Source organism: Curtobacterium sp. MMLR14_006, assembly GCF_001864985.1.
Lineage (GTDB): Bacteria > Actinomycetota > Actinomycetes > Actinomycetales > Microbacteriaceae > Curtobacterium.
Genome location: NZ_MJGU01000021.1, coordinates 1 through 17,100, shown reverse-complemented (window position 1 = coordinate 17,100; position 17,100 = coordinate 1). Strand labels below are relative to the sequence as shown.

Annotated in this window: 12 protein-coding genes; 3 read left to right on the top strand and 9 right to left on the bottom strand. The window is 71.6% G+C overall.

All coding sequences use genetic code 11. The features are described from left to right. Nucleotides 1–44: 44 nt before the first annotated feature. Nucleotides 45–374, bottom strand: a complete 330-nt coding sequence (locus BIU94_RS08105) for a hypothetical protein (RefSeq protein WP_071257090.1) — start codon at nt 372–374, stop codon at nt 45–47. Between the two features lie 128 nt (nt 375–502). Between BIU94_RS08105 and glgX the strand changes: the two genes are divergently transcribed. The 3 genes from glgX to treZ are packed head-to-tail and all read left to right on the top strand — an operon-like array spanning nt 503 to nt 6,986. Continuing rightward, a complete protein-coding gene (glgX, locus tag BIU94_RS08100; protein ID WP_071257087.1) occupies nt 503–2,734 on the top strand; it encodes a glycogen debranching protein GlgX in 2,232 nt (743 codons plus the stop codon). Beyond that, nucleotides 2,731–5,235 carry a malto-oligosyltrehalose synthase gene (gene treY / locus BIU94_RS08095; protein ID WP_071257085.1) on the top strand — a complete coding sequence of 835 codons (2,505 nt, stop codon included), beginning with the start codon at nt 2,731–2,733 and terminating at the stop codon, nt 5,233–5,235. Before glgX ends, treY begins: the two co-directional genes overlap by 4 nt. Further along, entirely contained in the window at nt 5,232–6,986 is a 1,755-nt protein-coding gene (gene treZ / locus BIU94_RS08090) for a malto-oligosyltrehalose trehalohydrolase (protein WP_071257083.1), read from the top strand. The genes treY and treZ overlap by 4 nt, the downstream gene beginning before the upstream one ends. A 338-nt stretch (nt 6,987–7,324) precedes the next feature. Here treZ and BIU94_RS08085 read toward each other — a convergent pair whose 3' ends face one another. The 8 genes from BIU94_RS08085 to BIU94_RS08050 form a co-directional block, all read right to left on the bottom strand. Then, nucleotides 7,325–8,119 carry a polyprenol monophosphomannose synthase gene (locus BIU94_RS08085; RefSeq protein WP_071257081.1) on the bottom strand — a complete coding sequence of 265 codons (795 nt, stop codon included), beginning with the start codon at nt 8,117–8,119 and terminating at the stop codon, nt 7,325–7,327. Nucleotides 8,120–8,163: 44 nt separating this feature from the next. Next, nucleotides 8,164–8,598, bottom strand: coding sequence for a class F sortase (locus tag BIU94_RS17995; RefSeq protein ID WP_217639489.1), 435 nt, complete (start codon nt 8,596–8,598; stop codon nt 8,164–8,166). 341 nt (nt 8,599–8,939) lie between these two features. Continuing rightward, complete coding sequence (locus BIU94_RS08075; RefSeq protein ID WP_071257079.1) at nt 8,940–10,094, bottom strand: glycosyl hydrolase family 8; 1,155 nt, start codon at nt 10,092–10,094, stop codon at nt 8,940–8,942. Between the two features lie 134 nt (nt 10,095–10,228). Beyond that, the gene (locus tag BIU94_RS08070) at nt 10,229–11,104 is read right to left on the bottom strand and encodes a DUF4397 domain-containing protein (RefSeq protein WP_071257078.1); all 876 of its coding nucleotides are present in this window, start codon (nt 11,102–11,104) and stop codon (nt 10,229–10,231) included. A gap of 539 nt (nt 11,105–11,643) precedes the next feature. Further along, nucleotides 11,644–13,626, bottom strand: coding sequence for a glycosyltransferase family 39 protein (locus BIU94_RS08065; protein WP_071257076.1), 1,983 nt, complete (start codon nt 13,624–13,626; stop codon nt 11,644–11,646). Further along, a complete protein-coding gene (locus BIU94_RS08060) occupies nt 13,623–15,143 on the bottom strand; it encodes a glycosyltransferase (RefSeq protein WP_139196088.1) in 1,521 nt (506 codons plus the stop codon). Before BIU94_RS08060 ends, BIU94_RS08065 begins: the two co-directional genes overlap by 4 nt. After that, entirely contained in the window at nt 15,140–15,664 is a 525-nt protein-coding gene (locus tag BIU94_RS08055; protein WP_083404681.1) for a GtrA family protein, read from the bottom strand. Before BIU94_RS08055 ends, BIU94_RS08060 begins: the two co-directional genes overlap by 4 nt. Before the next feature lie 219 nt (nt 15,665–15,883). Next, complete coding sequence (locus tag BIU94_RS08050; protein WP_071257075.1) at nt 15,884–16,888, bottom strand: aldo/keto reductase family protein; 1,005 nt, start codon at nt 16,886–16,888, stop codon at nt 15,884–15,886. Nucleotides 16,889–17,100 lie beyond the last annotated feature (212 nt).

The window sequence follows — 17,100 nt, the reverse complement described above, 5'->3', positions numbered from 1 at the left end:
GGCCCGTGGCGGATCCGCCACGGGCCTCCCGTTCCGTCAGTGGCTCACTTCTTCAGGGCGCGGATCACCTTGCTGAGCGCCTTGCCGGCCACCCAGACCAGCGGGATGCTCACCGCGACGAGGGAGATGAGGTTCGGCTCGAACTCGAGGTCCTGGCCGGGCCGACGGACGTACGCGCCGACGGGCACCGAGGCGCCGCCGCCCCCGCCGCCCCCGCCGCCGCCGTTCTCGTCGTCCCCGCCGCCGCCGAAGCCGAACCAGCCGAGGGACACCGGGATGATGGTCTGGTCGCCGACCTCGACGGGATCTCCGTAGTTCGTGGAGACGCCGGTCGGGCGGACCTTATCTGCGATCTGGGACACGATGTTGGCCATGGGCGTGACGCTACTCGTCCATCCCTCCACAAGTGGGGTCCCGCGTGAGCAGTCCACACCTTCGACTTGTCTGCGGACGCGGTCGGGTCACACCGATATGTTGGCGAAACCCACACCTGGAGGACCACTTGCACACCTGGCCCGGCAACCCGTACCCGCTCGGTGCGACCTACGACGGAAGCGGCACGAACTTCGCGCTCTTCAGCGAGGTCGCCGAGCGTGTCGAACTCTGTCTCTTCGACTCCGACGGCAACGAAGAGTGCGTCCCCCTCCTCGAGGTCGATGCCTACGTCTGGCACGCCTACCTGCCGAACGTCGGTCCCGGTCAGGAGTACGGCTTCCGCGTCCACGGGCCGTACGACCCCGCCAGCGGCGCGCGTTCGAACCCGTCGAAGCTCCTGCTCGACCCCTACGCCAAGGCGACCAGCGGCGAGATCGACTGGGACCAGTCGCTCTTCTCGTACACGTTCGGCGACCCGGACTCCACGAACGACGACGACTCCGCCTCGCACATGATGAAGGGCGTCGTCATCAACCCCTTCTTCGACTGGCAGGGGGACCGTCCGCCGCGCACGCCCTACGGCGAGACCGTCATCTACGAGGCGCACGTCAAGGGCCTCACCGAGACCCACCCCGACGTGCCGGAAGAGCAGCGGGGCACCTACGCCGGCGTCGCGCACCCCGCGGTGATCGAGCATCTCCAGCGCCTGGGCATCACGACGCTCGAGCTCATGCCCGTGCACCAGTTCGTGAACGACTCGACCCTGCAGGACAAGGGTCTGTCGAACTACTGGGGCTACAACACGATCGGCTTCTTCGCGCCGCACTCCGCGTACTCGTCGTCGGGCGACCAGGGCCAGCAGGTCCAGGAGTTCAAGACGATGGTGCGCGAGCTGCACCGCGCCGGCATCGAGGTCGTCCTCGACGTCGTCTACAACCACACCGCCGAGGGCAACCACCTCGGCCCGACGCTGTCGTTCCGCGGCATCGACAACGCGGCCTACTACCGCCTCGTCGACGACGACAAGAAGTTCTACATGGACTACACGGGCACGGGGAACTCGCTCAACGTCGGGCACCCGCACTCGTTGCAGCTCATCCTCGACTCGCTGCGCTACTGGGTGACCGAGATGCACGTCGACGGGTTCCGCTTCGACCTCGCGTCGGCACTGGCTCGCGAGTTCTACGAGGTCGACCGGCTGTCGGCCTTCTTCGAACTGGTGCAGCAGGACCCGATCGTGTCGCAGGTCAAGCTCATCGCCGAGCCGTGGGACGTCGGCCCCGGCGGCTACCAGGTCGGCAACTTCCCGCCCCAGTGGTCCGAGTGGAACGGCAAGTACCGCGACACCGTCCGCGACTTCTGGCGCGGGGAGTCGTCGACGCTCGGCGAGTTCGCCTCCCGGATCTCGGGCTCGGCCGACCTGTACGAGCACGACGGCCGCACGCCCAAGGCGAGCATCAACTTCATCACCGCGCACGACGGCTTCACGCTGTACGACCTCGTCGCCTACAACGAGAAGCACAACGAGGCCAACGGCGAGGACAACAACGACGGCGAGAGCCACAACCGGTCCTGGAACTCCGGCGCCGAGGGCCCGACCGACGACGAGGCCGTCAACGAGCTGCGGCTCCAGCGTCGCCGGAACTTCCTGGCGACCCTGCTCCTGAGCCAGGGCGTGCCGATGCTCGCGCACGGTGACGAACTCGGCCGGTCGCAGTCCGGCAACAACAACGTCTACGCGCAGGACTCCGAGCTGAGCTGGATCGACTGGGATACCGCGGACGAGGAACTCATCCAGTTCACGGCCGACGTCGTCAAGCTCCGCCACGACCACCCGACGTTCCGACGCACCCGGTACTTCAACGGTCGTCCGGTCCGCCGCGGCGAGGGCGAGCCCCTGCCCGACGTGGTCTGGCTCACCCCCTCGGGCGACGCGATGGACCCCGAGGACTGGGACTCCGGCTTCGGCAAGAGCGTCGGCATGTACCTGAACGGCGAGGGCATCCGTGGGCGTGACGCCCGCGGCGAGCGGGTCACCGACGTCGCGTTCATCACGTACTTCAACGCGCACGACGACGTGGTGACCTTCACCCTGCCGCCCGAGGAGTACGCGCCCGGCTGGACCGTCCGCATCGACACCGCCCAGCCCGGCGCCCGCGACGAGGTCGTCGAGGCGGGGACCCCGCTCGACGTCCCGGCGCGGTCGATGATCGTGCTGCGCGCCGAGCCCGACCACGAGGTCACCGTCACCCCCGTCGAGGTCCAGCACGACGGCGCTCCGGCGCCCGTGGCCCCGCAGGACGCCGTCACCCCGGCGAACCCGGCCGGCTCGACCGCGCCGAGCGGAACCGCCCGATGACCGCCGACGCAACGGGCGCCGCACGACGCGTCCCGGTGTCCACGTACCGCCTGCAGGTCTCGGCGGACTTCGACCTCACGGCGGCGCGCGACGTCGTCGACTACGTGCGCGACCTCGGGGCGGACTGGATCTACCTGTCCCCCGTCCTGCAGGCCGAGTCGGGGTCGAACCACGGCTACGACGTCGTCGACCACACGCGGGTCGACGACGAGCGCGGCGGCGACGACGCGCTCCGTGCCGTCGCCGAGGCCGCGCACACCGCCGGACTCGGCGTCCTCGTCGACGTGGTCCCGAACCACGTCGGCGTCGCGACGCCCGAGTCGAACCCCTGGTGGTGGTCCCTGCTCGAACTCGGGCAGGGCTCGCCCGTCGCCTGGGCGTTCGACGTGGACTGGGACGCCGGCGACGGCAAGGTCCGCGTCCCGGTGCTCGACGACCGTCTGCTCAAGGCGGTCACGCTCGACACCACGGACCCGGCACGGCCGGTGCTCCGGGTCGGCGAGACCGCGTACCCGACGGCTCCCGGCACCGTGCACGACGGCGACACCGTCGACGCGGTGCACGAGCGGCAGCACTACGCCTTCGTGCACTGGAAGCGCGCCGACCACGACCTGAACTACCGCCGGTTCTTCGCGGTGAACACCCTCGCGGCGATCCGCGTCGAGGAGCCCGAGGTCTTCGCGGCCTCGCACGGCGTCATCGGCGGCTGGTTCCGCGACGGTCTGGTCGACGGTCTCCGCATCGACCACCCGGACGGTCTGTTCGACCCGGCCGGGTACCTGCAGGACCTGGCGGAGCTGACCGGCGGGGCGTACACCCTGGTCGAGAAGATCCTCGAGCCGGGCGAGCAGTTGCCGTCTTCCTGGCCGGTCGACGGCACGACGGGCTACGACGCCCTCGGCGTCTTCGACCGCGTGTTCGTCGACCCCGCCGGCGAGACCGACCTGACGGCCGCGTCCGGCGCCGAGCCGGCCGACTGGCAGCAGCTCACGCACGACACCCGCCGCGGCATCGCGGACGGCATCCTCGGCAGCGAGGTCGAGCGGCTCGCGCGGCTGCTCGCACCGACCGTCGCCGGGTCGGACGCCATCACGCACGAGCGCGTCGTCGACGCGGTCGCCGAGCTCGTGGCGTCCTTCGACGTGTACCGCACGTACCTGCCCGAGGGCGCCCACCACCTCATCACCGCGCTCGAACGCGCCGCCGAGGCTCGACCCGACCTCGACGACGTCATCGACCGGATCGCTCCCGCGCTCGTCGACCCGATGAACGCGGCGGCGCTCCGGCTGCAGCAGACGAGCGGCATGGTGATGGCGAAGGGCGTCGAGGACACCGCGTTCTACCGCACCTCGCGCCTGTCGTCGCTCAGCGAGGTCGGCAGCGACCCGAGCGTCTTCGCTGTCCCGGTGGACGCCTTCCACCAGGCGCAGCGCGAGCGGCTCGGCAGCTGGCCGAACACGATGACGACCCTCACCACGCACGACACCAAGCGCAGCGAGGACACCCGCGCACGCATCGCCGTGCTCGCCGAGCTGGGCGCCGAGTGGAGCGCGACGCTCGAGCGGCTCCAGTCGCTCGTGCCGCTCGAGGACCGCGTCTTCGCCGACCTGCTCTGGCAGGCGATCGTCGGCGCCCGGCCCGCGAGCCGTGAGCGCCTGCACGCCTACGCCGAGAAGGCCTCGCGCGAAGCCGGTGACAGCACCACGTGGACCGAGCCGGACGAGGCCTTCGAGTCGCAGATGCACGCGATCGTCGACGCCGCGTTCGACGACCCCGCCGTGGTCGCCGTGCTCGACGCCCTCGACGAGCGCATCGACCAGGCGGGCTGGTCGAACGGCCTCGGCCAGAAGCTCGTGCAGCTCACCGCCCCCGGCGTCCCCGACGTCTACCAGGGCACCGAGTTCTGGGACCGCTCCCTCGTCGACCCCGACAACCGTCGGCCGGTCGACTACACCGAACGCCGGCACACGCTCGCCGCCGTCGACGGCCCGGACGACGACGGGCCGCAGCGCCTGCCGGACGTCGGTCTCGACGGTGCGGTGAAGCTCCTCGTGACGACGCGTGCCCTGCGGCTCCGTCGCGACCACCAGGAGCTCTTCACCCGGTACCTGGCGCTCGAGGCGTCCGGCAGCGCGGCGGACCACGTGCTCGCCTTCGACCGCGGCGGCGCCGTGACGGTCGCGACGCGGCTGCCGATCGGCCTCGAGCGGGTCGGCGGGTGGGGCGACACGCTCGTCCACCCGGTCCCCCTCGAGCGGGTCGACGTGCTCACCGGCCGACGGTTCCCGGCATCGCGGGGCATCGCCCTGTCCGAACTGCTCGCCACCTACCCGGTCGCGCTGCTCGTCCCCGCCGAGACCGTGGTCGATCCCGACCACGTCGACGCGGCGACCGCTGCACCGGAGACGAGCCGGGCCTCCCGTCCGGCCACCGCCGCGACGACCGACGCACCCGAGACCGATGCGCAGGCCGAGATCGACATCCTGGAGGGTCACGCATGACCGCACCCGACCGCTACGCCGTCTGGGCGCCCGAGCCGGACCGCGTCCGGCTGGTCGTCGACGACGTCGAGTACCCGCTGACCCGCGGCGACGACGACTGGTGGACGACCGACGCGATCGCGCCGGTCGTCGGCGCCCGCTACGGGTTCCGCATCGGTGACGACGACGCCGTCCGGCCGGACCCGCGCAGCCGGTACCAGCCCGACGGCGTGCACGGCACGTCCGAGGTCGTCGACCCCGCGCGCTTCGCGTGGACCGACGAGGCCTGGACCGGGCGGCCGGCACGCGGCGGCGTCGTCTACGAGATGCACATCGGCACCTTCACGCCCGAGGGCACCCTCGACGCGGCGGCGCAGAAGCTCGACCACCTGGTCGAGCTCGGCGTCGAGTTCGTCGAGCTGCTGCCGGTCAACGCCGTCAACGGCGAGTGGAACTGGGGCTACGACGGCGTCGGCTGGTTCGCGGTGCACGCCCCGTACGGCGGACCCGACGCGTACGACCGCTTCGTGGACACGGCGCACTCGCTCGGCCTCGGCGTCATCCAGGACGTCGTCTACAACCACCTCGGACCGAGCGGGAACTACCTGCCGCTGTACGGGCCGTACCTGGTGCAGGGCCTCGCGAACACTTGGGGCGACTCCGTGAACGTCGAGCACCCCGAGGTCCGCCGGTACGTCCTGGACAACGTCCGCATGTGGTTCCGCGACCACCACGTCGACGGGCTCCGGCTCGACGCCGTGCACGCGATCCGCGACACCTCGCGCCCGCACGTGCTCGCCGAGATGGCGGACGAGACCGACGCCTACTCGGCGTCCGTCGGACGGCCGCTGTCGCTCATCGCCGAGTCCGACCTGAACGACCCGGTGATGTTCCGTCCGCGCGAGGCCGCGGGCTACGGGCTGACCGGGCAGTGGTCGGACGACTTCCACCACGCGGTGCACGTGGCCCTGACCGGAGAGACGAACGGCTACTACGCCGACTTCGCCCCCCTGTCGGCGCTGGCGAAGGTGCTCGAGCACGGGTTCTTCCACGACGGCACGTGGTCGTCGTTCCGAGGGAAGCGGCACGGGCGTCCGATCGACCGGGCGACCTCGCCCGCGACCGCTCTGGTCGTGACGAACCAGAACCACGACCAGATCGGCAACCGCGCCGCCGGCGACCGCCTCGCGGCGACGCTGGACGACGAGGGCCTGGTGATCGCTGCCGCGCTCACCCTGCTCGGGCCGTTCACACCGATGCTGTTCATGGGCGAGGAGTTCGCCGCGACGACACCGTGGCAGTTCTTCACCTCACACCCCGAGCCCGACCTCGGCAAGGCGACGGCAGAGGGGCGCATCGCCGAGTTCGCCGAGCACGGCTGGGACGAGTCGATCGTCCCGGACCCGCAGGACCCGACGACGTTCACGAACTCGAAGCTCGACTGGGCCGACGTCAGTTCGGAGCGGGGCGCGACGATCCTGCGGGCCTACCGGGTCCTCGTGGCGCTGCGCCGGACGGACCAGGCGTTCGTCGACCACCGGTACGAAGCGAACGCCGTGCGGTTCAGCGAGGACCGTCGCTGGCTCGTGCTGACCCGTGGTCTGCTCGGACCGGACGTCACCCCGGTGCACGTCGTCGTGAACTTCCTCGACGACGCTGCCGAGGTCCCCGTGCCCGGCGCCACCGGCGAGGAGCTCTACCGCTTCGGCGCGGCCGACGTCGAGGCCGGCTGCGTGCGGTTCCGTGGGCGTGGTGTGGTGGTGCTGCGCTAGCGGCCCTCCCCCTGCGTCAGACGACGACAGCCTCCCGCGCGAGCGGGAGGCTGTCGTCGTTGCGGGCGCCGCCGATGCGGGCGCCGCCGTTGTGGGCGCCGTCGTTGGGGTCGCCCCGTCGTCGACGCCGGGGCTGTCGGTCCTGGCGCGGGCTGTCCGGCGGAGGCTGACGGTTGCTCCCGCGAACGCGTCATCCTGCTGCCGAACACCCGCGGAACAGTGTCGCTTCGGCGCGGTACTCGGCCGCACGAGCCAGACGGCCCAGCCGGCCCCGTCCTGCGCCGCGGCCCGACCCCGAACCCGACCCCGGAACCCGACCGGGGCCCGGCTGGCGACGGTCAGGCGGTGTGGTCCGCCACGGCGTGCGCGTTGGCCCGCACCGACGGCAGCTTCCGGTGGTCCTTGACCAGGGAGCGCGCCTCGCGGAGACGGCGGTCGATGCCCCACTTCGTCACGAGGGCCAGGCTCTCACGCACGATGTTGCCGCTCATCTTCGAGACGCCGAACTCCCGCTCGGTGAAGGTGATCGGGGTCTCGACGACCCGCAGACCGGCCTCGAGGGCGCGCCAGCAGAGATCGACCTGGAAGCAGTAGCCCTTCGAGGCGACGCCGGCCAGGTCGATGCGCTCGAACGCCCGCGAGGTGAAGACCCGGAACCCGCCGGTCGCGTCCCGGACGGCGATGCCGAGGGCCAGGCGGGTGTACAGGTTGCCGCCACGCGAGAGCAGCTCGCGGTACCAGGGCCAGTTCTCGACCTCGCCGCCCTTGATCCAGCGGGACCCGAGCACGAGGTCGTTCGTGTCGGCGAGCTCGAGCATCCACGGCAGGTACTCCGGGTGGTGGGAGCCGTCGGCGTCCATCTCGACGAGCTTGTCGTAGCCGTGCTCGAGGCCCCAGGCGAAGCCGGACAGGTACGCGCCGCCGAGGCCGTCCTTGACGGTGCGGTGCATGACGTGGACCCGGTCGGTCTCGCGGGCGATGGCGTCGGCGATCGCTCCGGTGCCGTCGGGCGAGTTGTCGTCGACGACGAGCACGTGCACGCTGTCGTCGGTCGCGGCGAGCGTGCGCTCGACGATGGGACGGACGTTCTCTGCCTCGTCGTAGGTCGGGATGATGACCAGGGTCTCGCTCATGGTGCTCCTCGTGCTCCACATCGAATGTATCGGTTGCTCGTTGGTCAGTCCGACGAGAGGTCTGCGAACACGATCAGATTGTCCGTGTAGTGCCCCGTGGCGGTGTCGAACGTGCCGTCGCAGGTGATCAGCCGCAGTTGCGGTGTCGGGGTGGTGCCGTAGACGTCGCTCGTCGGGAACGCCGCCTTCGCGGCGCGCTCCGACCGGTCGACGGTGAAGGTGCGGGTGCTGCCGTCCGACATGCGGACGTGGACCTCGTCGCCGGCGACCAGCTCGTCGAGCCGGAAGAAGACGGCGGCGCTGGTGGGGCTGTCGACGTGACCGGCGATCACCGACGGACCGACCGCCCCGGGGACGATGCCGTCGCTGAACCACCCGGCGCTGTCCCAGTCGACGGGCGGGTCGAGCTCGCCGCCGGCGCCGCGGTGCAGGTCCTCGAGCGAGGACTCCACGCCGATGGCCGGGATCGAGACGCGCACCGGGGTGGCGGTCGAACGCGCCTGCGGGGCGGCCGGGTCCTGGAAGCCGTCGGCCCGAGAGGGATCCGAGGACGAAGGAGACGACGGCGAGGAAGACGACGACGAGGGAGGAGACGACGGGTCCGTGACCGGTGTCCCCTCGGTCCCGCGTGACCCCCCGGCGACCGCCACGCCGGTGACGCCGCCGGCCACCAGGACCGCGGCCACGACCGCACCGACGACGAGCTCCCGGCGCCGACCGGTGGTCGACCGCCCCGACGAGCGCCGTCCCCGACGCCCACCGAACCCGGCTCCACCAGCACCGTCGCCGGCGCCGTCACCCGGGCGGAGATCCTCCCCGCTCACGAGGCGCACCCCCCGAGCACCGTCGAGGTGAGCATCGTGGCGCCGAGCGCCGCCCACGCGTCACCGAAGTAGGTCGGCGTGGTCGCTGCCGTCCGGTCCGCGCGTCCGAGGTCGGCACGCGCCGCCTCGTCCGACCCGGCGGCCTGCTCGGCGGCAGCCCGCGCGACGAAGGCCAGCGCGTTGGTGTCCCCGGTCACCGCGGTGCCGCCCAGGTCGAGCTGCGACGCGAGCTGCGTCGACCGCCCGAGGGTCGGGGCGAGTGCCCCGGCGAGCGCCCGGTCGTCGGCCGTGCAGGACTCCGCGTACCGCAGCGGCATCCGCATGGCGTCGTACCCGTACACGACCTGGCCGTCCCCGCCCGTGGCGGGCATCGGGTCGACCTTCCCGTCGCGGTGCACCTGCGACCAGTCGCTCGGCAGCCGTGCGCCGTCGAGCACGGCCGTCGTGACCGCCCGGGAACCCCGGTCGAGCGCGTTCCACCGGTCGTCGCCGGTCGCGTCCGCCAGCACGGTGAACGCGGCGGGCGACGCGTACGACGCGTTGTACCGGTAGGGTCCGGCGCCGGCCGCCGACCCGGTGTCCGCCCACGGCCCGGGCAGCAGGATCGTGCCGAGTTCGGTCTCCGCGGTCTCGTGCTCGAGGATCGCGGCCGCGATGCGCTTGCCGGCGGCGGTGTACCGCTCCTCGCCCCAGGCGGAGCCGGCGAGCACGAGGGCCCGTGCCGCGTCGAGGTCGGCGTCGCTCGCGGACTGGCCGTCGGCGATGCCCTCGTCGGGCGTCCACCGCCAGGCGAGCAGGTCGTCGTCGGTGACCAGGTGCGTGCTCGTCCAGTCCCAGATCGCGTCGAACCGCTCGCGGTCGTCGTTCGCGAAGGCGATGAGCAGCCCGTAGGCCTGCCCCTCGCTGACGGTGTCGCCGCCCTGGTCGGTGCGGACGACGCGACCGTCCTGCACGTAGCGGTCGAGGAACTCGGAGCGCAACGCCCCGGGCGTCCGCGCGGTGTCGGGCGCGCTGGTCGAGATCGGCGTGGCGGCGGGGCCGCCCTCCGCGGTCGTCCCCGTGCCCCAGGGTCGTACCGCCACGAGGGCGATCCCGACGGCGACGACGATCGCCGCGGCGGCGGTGAGGGGTACCCAGGTCCTGCGGGTCATGCGGGCCTGCCTTTCCGTGGATGGTTGCGTCGTGCGCTGCAGCGGCCGTGTCGGCCGCGCCGGCGGTGCCGGACGGGAGGCCCGGGGTGCGTCAGGCGATCTGCCCGCGCACCACGGGCCTCCCGTCCGCGCGCTCAGCGGAACAGCGAACGGAGCGTCGCGATGGCGGTGTGGACCGCCTCGGTGAGCGGACGGTCGGCGGCTGCGCCGCCACCGCCGGTCTGCACGCCGCCGGCAGGGGTCGCGGCGGTCGCCGCGGCGTCCGTCACCGGGACCACCGTGAGGTCGCCCTTGCTGTCGTCGAGGACGAACAGGGTCGAGACGGTGTTGCCCGCGAGGTCGACCTTCGCAGTACCACGCTGCCCGCTGCCCGAGACGTCGAGCGTCCACTTGCCCGCGTCGACCGTGGCGTACTTCGTGGCGCTGCCGAACGCGGCGTCCTCGGCGATGGCGGTGCCCTCGGAGGTGCTGACGTCGACCTTCTTCGCGGTGGTGGCGGCCTGGACGAGCCGGAGCTTCGCCTTGCCGTCGCCGGGCTGCTGCAGGTCGTCGGTGAACGCCGTCGTCTTGAGGTCGTCGTTCGTGCCGTACGCGACGACGGTGCTCGCGTCGCCCTGCTGGACCGAGACGTCGGTGGAGATCACCGGCGTGGAGTCGGGGGCGTCCGCGGCGCGCATCGAGAGCACGTAGGTGCCGACCGGCAGCTTCTCGTAGCCGCTGACCTGGCCGTACGTGACGTCGTCGAGCTCGAAGACGGTCTTGCCGCCGGACAGGCTCGAGAGCTCGACGTCGACCCCCTTCGTGTCGGGCGAGAGGTGCCCGACGCGGAGCCACCCCTGCTCGGCGGTGGCGGCGGATGCGGTCTGCGGCGCGGCGAGGCCGACGGTCGCGGCCACGAGGGTGGCGGCGAGGCCGCCGACGACGAGGGTGCGGCGTCGACGGGTGCGACGTCCGTGGGTGGAGGCGGATGACGTGGATGCCGTGGATGACGTGGCGGCGGATGCGTGCATGGTCGTGCTCCTTCGGGTCGTGGTGCGGGTCAGGTGCGGGGTGCTGCTCGGGTGCAGGGTGCTGGTCGGGTTCGGGGTGCTGCTCGGGGTCGGGGTGCTGGTCGGGGTCGGGGTCCTGGTCCTGCTCGGGCCGGCGGCCGTCCGGGTTCCGCGAGCGGGCGGAAGACCACGGTCGTCCCGGACGGAACCCGGGCATTCCGCCCGCTCGTCGGCGACGGGTTCGGCCGCACCCGCCCCTGCCTCCGGTCCCGCTCGGCGAGCGGGCGGAAGACCACGGTCGCCCTGGACCGGACCCGGGCATTTCGCCCGCTCGCCGGTGTCGGACTCGGTCGTGCCCGCCCCTGCCTCCGGTCCCCCTCGGCGAGCGGGCGGAAGACCATGGTCGTTCCCGACGGGACTCGGGCATTTCGCCCGTTCGCCGGCGGCGACGACGAAGACACGACCGACCGTGCCGCTGGCGCCGGCGGACGCGAACTCCCCAGCGGGGACGGACGCCGCGGCCACCTCGCGCCCCTGGCTGGTCCCGTCCGTCGCCGGGGTCACGAGGCGCTCGTGGGCGTCGTGGTCGGGTCGGACGGGGCGTACGTCACGGTGACGCGCTCCCCGTCCCGCTCGACCGAACTCGGACGGAACGAGGACGACAGCGCCTGGAAGGTCGCCGCCACCCGCTCGGCACCCGCGGCGTCGCTCGTGTGCAGCACGACCGTGCGGAAGGGCTGGCCGTCCTCGCCGGTGAGCGGCGTGAAGCGGCTGACCCGCACGTCCTGGTCGGCGAGCACCTGGCCGAGGGCGATCATGGCGCGGGAGTCGACCTGGCCGGCGCGGAACTGCGACTTCGTGCCGTCGTCCGCACGCAGCGCCGGGTTGGACGCCAGCTCGGTCCCCATCGTCTTGCGCACGTCGGTCGCGCGGGTGATGGCGGTCTCGGCGGCGGTCAGGCCCTCGGAGTGGATGCGGCGGACCTCGACCTGCTGGTCACCGGCGCCGAAGGACGCGACCGCGGTGGAGTTGCGGATCGCCTGGCTGACGTCGGCGGACGAGTTGCCGCCGGTCCGCATGGAGTCCGTCGTGATGACGTAGTCCGAGTCCTTCCACCCGTTCGGCGACTGCCGCTCCACGGCTCCGTCGGTGTCGAGCTTGTAGTACCAGACGACGTTGTTCCGGGCGAAGCCGTCGTCGACCAGGTCGACCCACATCGCGTCGTCGACGAGCAGCCGCGAGGACTTCGAGACGTTGTCGCCGACCCACTGCTCGGCCTGCTGCATCGGCAGGTCGAGGTTCCCGAACAGGAAGCCGCGCAGCTGCGTCCCCCAGAGCGGAACGGCCACGACGAGCGCAGCCGCGGTGACCACGGCCCACGTGATGCCGAGGCCCCGTCGGGTGGCGCCGCTCAGACGTGTGCGGGTGCGGACGCGTCCGGCGACCGACAGCAGGGCACGCTCGGCCGTGTACGCCACGAGGAGTGCGGCGAACGGGATGAGCATGATCACGTACGGCACCGGCAGGTAGCCGTTCGGGCGGAACATGAACGCGAGCAGGAACACGAGCATCGCGGCGATCGGTCGCACGCGGCGCAGGAACAGTCCGACGACGGCTGCGGCGGACCCGAGCACGATGAACACCGGGTCGAGCGCCCACCACTGCGCCGCGGCGTCGTTCGCCAGGCTGCCTCCGTCGAACACCGAACCGGACGCTGCACGGGAACCGAGCTGGTAGGTGATGCCCTCCCACAGGCTGACCCGTCCACTGCCCGGCAGCAGCTCGCCCTTCACTGCGGCGAGCAGCAGGTACCCGCCGCCGATGACGACGAGCACCGCGCCGGCGACGCTGAGGGTGTAGCGGCGCGTGCTCTTGTCCGCACGGCGGACCGCGAGCCAGATGAGGAACGGCAGCGCGAGCAGGTACGTCTCCTTGGAGAGCACCGCCACACCGAGGCAGGCGGCAGCCGCGGTGAACCCGGCGAGCTGCTGACGGCGGCTGAGCACGAGCACGAACGCGGCGAGGAGCCACGGCGTCGCCACGTTGTCGATGTAGACCGTGCGGTGGTACTGCAGGGCGAGCGGCGACACGGCGAACACGAGGCTCGCGGCGGCGGCGGTGATCCGCCCGGCACCGAGGCGGCGGGCCAGGACGAACAGCAGGATGCTCGAGACGGCGGAGAAGAAGACCATCGCCTCACGAGCGGCCTCGACGGCGAACTCGTAGCGTCCGAACGCCCCGGTCAGTCCGGTGTAGCCGGCGATTTGCACCCAGCCGAGCGGCGGGTGGTCGTACCAGTAGGTGTAGTGGGTGATCTCGCCGAGGTGCAGGATCGACCAGGCCTGGGCGGTGTACGTGCCCTCGTCGTCGATGCGCTGCGGGGTGCCGGACATGTTCCAGAGCTGCACCATCACGGTGACGGCGACGACGGGCAGCAGCCAGGCCAGGCTGGCGGCGTGCCGGCGGAACCAGGCACCAGCGCCCGAGGACGCCGCGGCGCCCCGGATCGGGATGCCCGTGGTGTTGGTGATGCTGGCGGTCATCGGGCGCCTCCAGTGGTCGAGCCGGCTCCGGCGGTCGTGCCGGCGAGTTCACGGTCCTCCGGGACCGCAGCGGCGGCACCGGTGAGCGACGAGGCGAACCCGACGACCTCGTCCGTCTGCACGGCGGTCCGGTGCTGACCGGTGTGCTCGGTCTTCTCCCAGCCGTTCTGGCCCTTGACGTGCCGGACGACGGCCCGCACGGCCGCGGCGGCGAGGAAGACCTGGTACGGCACGAGGCCGAGCACGAGCTTCACGTAGTCGCGGATCCGCACCTTCTCCTTGTAGAGGCGGCCGAACTCGTTGAGTCCGACGACCTCGACCGCGAGCAGCATGAGCGTCGGCGCGACCGGGATGAAGGACACGAGGGCGATCGCCGTCGGCACCTTCACGAACAGGATCATGAGGACGCTCAGCGGGATGAGCAGCCCGGTGGCCGCCTGGATGAACGGCATCGTGAGCATGTAGCGGGCGAAGAAGCGCTGGCGGAACGACGGCAGCTTCTTCCACTCCCCCTTGCCGAGGACCTGCAGGAAGCCCTGGTTCCACCGCGTCCGCTGCTTCAGCAGCGAGGCGAAGGTCGGCGGGGTCTCCTCGCGGGTGACGGCCTCGGGGCTGTAGGCGACGACGACCTTCGCGCCGTCGGCCGAGAGCCGGACGCCGAGCTCGCAGTCCTCGGCGAGGCAGTGTGCGTCCCAGCCGTTCGACCACTCCAGCCGCTCACGGGTCACGAAGACCGTGTTGCCGCCGAGCGGGATGAACTTCGAACCGGCGTGGAAGTGCAGGCGCGAACGGAACCAGAAGTAGTACTCGAGCACGTTCCGGAGCGACCACCAGCTCGACCGGAAGTTCATGAGCTGCACGCCGCCCTGCACCACGTCGGCGTCGGTCTCCTGGAACCGCGAGTCGACGAGGGTCAGCAGGTGCGGGTACACCTCGTCCTCGGCGTCGAACACGCCGACGATGTCGCCCGTCGCGTGCTCGAGCGCGAGGTTCATCGCCTTGGGCTTGTTCTTCGGCGCGGTGTCGTCGACGACGACCTTGATCAGCGAGGGGTGCCGAGCCGCCGCCGCACGCACGACCGCGTCCGTCTCGGGGTCGTCCTCGCCGACGATCGCGATGATCTCGAAGTCGGGGTGGTCCTGGGTCGCGAGCATGTCGAGGGTCTGGCCCATGACGTCCTGCTCGTGGCGGCCCGGCACCAGCAGGGTGAACCGGTGCGCGGCCGGACGCGGCGTCTGGCTGAAGCTCGTCGACTTGAGCGCGTCGCGCGAGCGCCAGGCGTGCAGCATCCACCAGAGCGTCGTCAACGCGATGATCGTGAGCAGCACGGACACGGCGACCAGAGCGGAGTAGCCGACCCACTCGCCGACCGACCAGGCGGTCTGCGAGACCTGACCCGAGCCTCCCGTCGGCACGTCGGTGGTCCCACGGTTCGGGACGTTCCGCGTCGTCCCGGTCCCGTCGTCGGGCTGGAGCAGCGGCCCTGCGGCCGTCAGCAGCGTGGCGGAGATGGTCATTCGGCGAGCTCCTTCGCGTGAGCGTCGGTGGAACGGAAGACGAGGGCCTTGTACGCGGCGAACCGGAACACGGTGCCGAGCACGAGCCCCACGCCGTTGCCGGCGACGTTGTCGGCGAGGGTGGAGGTGAACCCGAGGACGTAGTGCGAGACGAAGAGGCACGCCGCGGCGATGCCGAGGCCGACGAGGTTCGTCGCAGCGAAGAGCAGGCCTTCGCGCACGGTCTCGCGTCGGCCGATCTGGCGCTCGGCGCGGAACGTGATGAACCGGTTGCCGAGCCACGCCACCGCGGTCGACACGACGGCGGACACGATCTTCGCGGCGATGGGGCCGTCGGGCATGACCGTTGCGCGCAACAGGTTGTAGACGCCGAGGTCGATCACGAAGCAGACGGCACCGATGGTGCCGAAGGACGCGAGTTGCCTCGCGGTGGCGAGCAGGCGCGCTACCGTGCCGGGTCGCACGGCCGCCACCGTCCCGGTGTCGGGCGACACCAGAACGGGGGTATCCAATCGGGTCATGCCCCCGATTCGGGGGACTCCTCGATGGGGTTTGGGTGGGGTACAGGCTTACGGAGGCGTCTGCCAGCTTGGCGACACATGCCGTTCATCCGCCGGGAACGCCGGGTCGACGCCGGATCGGGCCGGATCGGGTCCAGATCGGCTCCAGATCGGCTCCGGATCGAACGGGAGGCCCGTGGCGACGTCGCCACGGGCCTCCCGTCCGTCGTGCGGTTGCGTCTACGCGGGGCGCGACGCGGGGCTGACCGTCTTCGACGCGTCGCGCTCCGGGATGTCGCCGAGTGCCTCGTCGATCGCGCGCAGCGCGTCCGCGTCGAGCGTGACGCCCGCTGCCTTCACGTTGTCGGTGACCTGCTCCGGGCGGGAGGCCCCGACGATCGCACTCGCGACGTTCTCGTTCTGGAGCGTCCACGCGATCGCGAGCTGCGCGAGCGTCAGACCCGCCTGGTCGGCCACGGGCTGGAGGCGCTGGACACCCTCGAGGACCTCATCGCGCATGAACCGCTTGATCATGTCCGCGCCGCCCTTCTCGTCGGTGGCTCGCGAACCCTCGGGCAGGGGCTGACCCGGCTTGTACTTGCCGGTGAGCACGCCCTGCGCGATGGGCGACCAGACGATCTGGCTCAGGCCCAGCTGCTTCGAGGCGGGGACGACCTCGCCCTCGATGACCCGCCAGAGCATCGAGTACTGCGGCTGGTTCGAGATGAGCTGGAAACCGAGCTCCTTCGCCAGCGCCGCGCCGGCGCGGATCTGCTCGGCGTTCCACTCGCTGACACCGATGTACAGCGCCTTGCCCTGACGGACCACGTCGGCGAAGGCCTGCATGGTCTCTTCGAGCGGGGTCTCGTGGTCGTAGCGGTGCGCCTGGTAGAGGTCCACGTAGTCGGTCTGCAGTCGCTCGAGCGAGCCGTCGATCGACTCCATGATGTGCTTGCGGCTGAGCCCGACGTCGTTGTGCCCCTTCGGGCCGGTCGGCCAGTAGACCTTCGTGAAGACCTCGAGGGACTGGCGCCGCTCGCCCTTGAGCGCCTCGCCGAGGACGGTCTCGGCGGCGGTGTTGGCGTACGTGTCCGCGGTGTCGAACGTGGTGATCCCGGCGTCGAGCGCTGCCCGCACGCACTGGGTGGCGACGTCGTTCTCGACCTGCGAGCCGTGCGTCAGCCAGTTGCCGTAGGTGATCTCGGAGATCTTGAGTCCGGAGTTGCCCAGGTACCTGAATTCCATGGTGTCGACGCTACTGGAGCGCGCGCCGCCGTGCGGGGTCGTGCGAGTACCTGTGGAGAAGTGGTGGGGCGGGGGTGAGCGGGGCGCGGCGGGGCGGGGTCGGGCAACGGAGGGGCGCGAGCATCGGAGGGGGTGCTGCTGGCCAAATGGCCCTGCTGGGCCGCCGGGCGGCCTAATGGGCGGGCCGCCGGGCGCCTGGCCGCCGGCCGCCG

What these genes read in the sequence shown, in the direction of transcription:
- BIU94_RS08105 (WP_071257090.1), bottom strand. Translation starts at nt 374, where the DNA reads ATGGCCAACATCGTGTCCCAGATCGCAGATAAGGTCCGCCCGACCGGC.
- treY (WP_071257085.1), top strand. Translation starts at nt 2,731, where the DNA reads ATGACCGCCGACGCAACGGGCGCCGCACGACGCGTCCCGGTGTCCACG.
- treZ (WP_071257083.1), top strand. Translation starts at nt 5,232, where the DNA reads ATGACCGCACCCGACCGCTACGCCGTCTGGGCGCCCGAGCCGGACCGC.
- BIU94_RS08085 (WP_071257081.1), bottom strand. Translation starts at nt 8,119, where the DNA reads ATGAGCGAGACCCTGGTCATCATCCCGACCTACGACGAGGCAGAGAAC.
- BIU94_RS08075 (WP_071257079.1), bottom strand. Translation starts at nt 10,094, where the DNA reads ATGACCCGCAGGACCTGGGTACCCCTCACCGCCGCCGCGGCGATCGTC.
- BIU94_RS08070 (WP_071257078.1), bottom strand. Translation starts at nt 11,104, where the DNA reads ATGCACGCATCCGCCGCCACGTCATCCACGGCATCCACGTCATCCGCC.
- BIU94_RS08065 (WP_071257076.1), bottom strand. Translation starts at nt 13,626, where the DNA reads ATGACCGCCAGCATCACCAACACCACGGGCATCCCGATCCGGGGCGCC.
- BIU94_RS08060 (WP_139196088.1), bottom strand. Translation starts at nt 15,143, where the DNA reads ATGACCATCTCCGCCACGCTGCTGACGGCCGCAGGGCCGCTGCTCCAG.
- BIU94_RS08055 (WP_083404681.1), bottom strand. Translation starts at nt 15,664, where the DNA reads ATGACCCGATTGGATACCCCCGTTCTGGTGTCGCCCGACACCGGGACG.
- BIU94_RS08050 (WP_071257075.1), bottom strand. Translation starts at nt 16,888, where the DNA reads ATGGAATTCAGGTACCTGGGCAACTCCGGACTCAAGATCTCCGAGATC.